Source organism: Variovorax nivicola (assembly GCF_051216475.1).
Lineage (GTDB): Bacteria > Pseudomonadota > Gammaproteobacteria > Burkholderiales > Burkholderiaceae_C > Variovorax.
Genome location: NZ_JBPJZK010000031.1, coordinates 1 through 3,133, shown reverse-complemented (window position 1 = coordinate 3,133; position 3,133 = coordinate 1). Strand labels below are relative to the sequence as shown.

The 3,133-nt window shown below is 65.4% G+C and carries 4 protein-coding genes; all 4 read left to right on the top strand.

The genetic code is table 11. The annotated features are described in order from the left end of the window. Positions 1 to 100 precede the first annotated feature (100 nt). The 4 genes from tnpA (at position 101) to ACSFBF_RS35945 (ending at position 3,092) form a co-directional block, all read left to right on the top strand. Positions 101 to 508, top strand: coding sequence for an IS66-like element accessory protein TnpA (gene tnpA, locus ACSFBF_RS35960; protein ID WP_435462993.1), 408 nt, complete (start codon positions 101 to 103; stop codon positions 506 to 508). Beyond that, positions 505 to 852 (top strand): IS66 family insertion sequence element accessory protein TnpB, encoded by a 348-nt coding sequence (tnpB, locus tag ACSFBF_RS35955; RefSeq protein WP_124962304.1) that lies wholly within the window; start codon positions 505 to 507, stop codon positions 850 to 852. Before tnpA ends, tnpB begins: the two co-directional genes overlap by 4 nt. A gap of 70 nt (positions 853 to 922) precedes the next feature. Further along, on the top strand, positions 923 to 2,545 hold the full coding sequence (gene tnpC / locus ACSFBF_RS35950; protein ID WP_435475161.1) for an IS66 family transposase: 1,623 nt from the start codon (positions 923 to 925) through the stop codon (positions 2,543 to 2,545). Positions 2,546 to 2,603: 58 nt separating this feature from the next. Beyond that, positions 2,604 to 3,092 (top strand): hypothetical protein, encoded by a 489-nt coding sequence (locus ACSFBF_RS35945; protein WP_435475159.1) that lies wholly within the window; start codon positions 2,604 to 2,606, stop codon positions 3,090 to 3,092. Positions 3,093 to 3,133 lie beyond the last annotated feature (41 nt).

Below are 3,133 nucleotides of genomic sequence, written 5' to 3'. Positions count from 1 at the left end.
GTAATAGTCCGACGAAGGCCGTCTTGATGAAGCCGGACGAAGTCGACAGCATGTGACCTGAATAAATGGCACCGCATTAGGTGCCCATCATCAGGAGTGCATGTACATCATGAAGAGTGAGGGAGAACCGGGTCGGCGCCATCACGATCGGGCGTTGAAGGCCAGGCTCGTTGAGCTGAGCTTGCAGCCAGGAGCGTCGGCATCAGCAATCGCGCGGGAGCATGGCATCAACGCCAACTTGCTGTTCACCTGGCGACGTGAGTTCCGGCGCGCTGAGACTTCAGCGGACAGCACGCAATCAGCTGTGTTGTTGCCGGTGAAGGTCGCGTCGCCCGCCGAGGTCATGACGATGGCCACTTCAATCGGGCCCACGCCCCCACAGTCGAGACCGGCGGCGCGCAACGGCGTCATCGAGCTGGAGTTCGCCGGCGCGCAATTGCGATTGCGTGGCGCTGTCGACGAAGACAGCCTGTGCAGCGTCCTGCGCGCGCTGCGCCAGAGTGCATGATCGGCCCGCGCGCGGGCACCCGCGTCTGGTTGGCTGCTGGCGTGACGGACATGCGCTGCGGCATGGACACGCTGGCGGCGAAGGTGCAGACCGCACTCACCGAGGATCCGTACTCCGGCCATGTCTTTGTCTTCCGTGGCCGCCGAGGCGATCTCGTCAAGCTGCTGTGGAGTGACGGCGATGGCATGTGTTTGCTGGCCAAACGTCTGGAGCGTGGCCGCTTCATCTGGCCGCAGGCCGAGTCGGGCTCAATCTCGCTGAGCGGTGCACAGCTGTCGATGCTGCTCGAAGGCATCGACTGGCGCCGACCCGAGCGCACCTGGCAGCCGCGCGCAGCGGCGTAGTGGAGCATCGACCAAGTTGACAGGACAACTCCCGTTGTAGGGGTGGGCTCCGGCCGGCACAGTCGTGCCCATGACCTCGCAGGAACTGCTTGCCGCCAACGCCGCGCTCAGCGGCGAAGTGCAGCGCTCGCAAGAGGCATTGAAGATCGCTCTGCTCACTGTCGAGAAGCTCAAGGTCGAGGTGGCGTACTTGCGTCGCATGAAGTACGGCCGCTCCAGCGAGCAGCTCGAGCATGCCCAGCTTGAACTCGTGGGCGGCCAGCTCGCGCAACCGACATTGACACTGGCGAGCCGGGCCGAGGGCGCCGGCGCCGAAGACGACGAGCACCATTCCAACGTCACGTCCATCGAGCAGGCCCGCAGGAAGCGTCAGGCGCGACATCGCACTGGCGTGCGCGACTTGCCAGATCATCTGCCACGGCGCACCGTGGTGCACACGCCGCACAGCGGTTGCAGCTGCGAGGCTTGCGGCCGCGGCCTTCGCGAGATCGGCCAGGACGTCTCGGAGGTACTCGACTACGAGCCGGGCAGCTTCCATGTCGTGCGCCACGTTCGCCCCAAGCTCGCTTGCGCGAGCTGCAGCACGATCACGCAGGCGTCAGCGCCGAGTCGTCCCATCGATCGCTGCATGGCCGGCACCGGCCTGCTCGCACATGTGCTGGTGAGCAAGTATTGCGACCACACGCCTCTTTACCGGTTGTGCCAGATCTACGGCCGTGAAGGCGTCGAACTGCAGCGCTCGACCCTGGCCGACTGGGTGGCGCAGGCGGCACGTCTGCTGAGCCCGCTGGCCGACGCCATCGGCCGCTACGTGTTGACCGCCGACAAGATCCACGGCGACGACACACCGATCCGCGTGCTCGGCGGCGCAGGCGCCAAGGCTCGAACAGGCCGCCTGTGGGTGTATGTGAGGGATGACCGGCCCAGCGGCGACACAGCGCCGCCGGCGGTGTGGTTCCAGTACTCGGCGAACCGCAAGGGCGAACACCCCGTGCGCCACCTGAGGCACTTCAAAGGCGTCCTGCAAGCCGATGCCTTCGCCGGGTACCACCCGTTATACGAAGATGGCCGGGTGATCGAAGCTGGCTGTTGGAGCCATGCGCGACGCAAGCTGTGGGACATTCACGAGCGCCAGCACAAGCTGGCCGGAACGCTGGCACACCAAGCGCTACAGCGCATCGGCAAGGTCTTCGGTGTGGAGGCCGAGATCCGAGGCAAGCCGCCGCACGAACGAATGCGGGTTCGCCGGGAACGCACGAGTGCGATGCTGGGCGACCTGAAGGAATGGTTCGACACAGCGCTGTCGCAGGTCTCGGCGAAGTCGCCGATGGCATTGGCGATCGGGTACTCGCTGAGCAACTGGACGGCGCTGACGCGCTTCGTCGACGACGGGCGGATCGAAGCGCACAACAACGCGGCCGAGCGCGCGCTGCGCGGCGTGGCAGTCGGGCGCAAGAACTACCTGCATCTCGGCTCCGACAACGGCGGGCACAGCGCGGCGGTGATTTACACCTTGATCGGCTCGGCCAAGCTCGTCGGCATCGATCCACAGGCCTACTTGCGCCACGTGCTCGAGCGCATCGCCGACCAGCCGAGCAACCGCATCGAGGAGTTGCTGCCGTGGGCGGTCGCCGGTGAGCTTGCCAAGGCGGCGCCGACGAGCTCACAGCCTACCGACAAGCTCGCGGCCTGAGCACATCGCCGCTGGCAAAATCGCCAGCATGCGTGTCAAGCAGATCGAAGATCTTCCCATGGCCACAAGCGCCGAGCTGTACCAGCTCAGCTGGGTCATCGAGCAACTCATGGCCGACCCGAGGCGCATCGTGCAGGCGCGCTCGCAGCTGCACATGGGCCAGTTGGTAAAGTACTGGGACTGGGGCACTGGCAAGCTGCGCGAGGCTCGCATCGCAGCGATGAAGGACCGGCAGGTCACACTGCTTGATGAGCAAAGCAAACAGCGCTTGAGCGTGCTGTATGCGGCCGTCGTGCCAGTGGATGAGCAGCAGGCAGGCACGTCACCCTCACCGGCGCCCGCGGCACCGCTGAGGCCGCCGCCGGAGATCCATCACAAGCAGGACTTCCGCGTCGGCCAGCGTGTGAGCTTTACCGACCAAAGCCTGAAGCGGCACGTCGGAGAAATCGTTCGGATCAACCAGCGCACAGCCACCGTTCACTGCGATGGCCGCGCATGGCGCGTGGCGTTCGCTCTGCTTCAGAACGTCACCGACATCACGCCCTAAACCATCCAGCCGTCAACAACGGCCTCGAGCGGACTATTACG

Coding starts and splice junctions, on each gene's coding strand:
- tnpB (WP_124962304.1), top strand. CDS start 505: ATGATCGGCCCGCGCGCGGGCACCCGCGTCTGGTTGGCTGCTGGCGTG.
- tnpA (WP_435462993.1), top strand. CDS start 101: ATGTACATCATGAAGAGTGAGGGAGAACCGGGTCGGCGCCATCACGAT.
- tnpC (WP_435475161.1), top strand. CDS start 923: ATGACCTCGCAGGAACTGCTTGCCGCCAACGCCGCGCTCAGCGGCGAA.
- ACSFBF_RS35945 (WP_435475159.1), top strand. CDS start 2,604: ATGGCCACAAGCGCCGAGCTGTACCAGCTCAGCTGGGTCATCGAGCAA.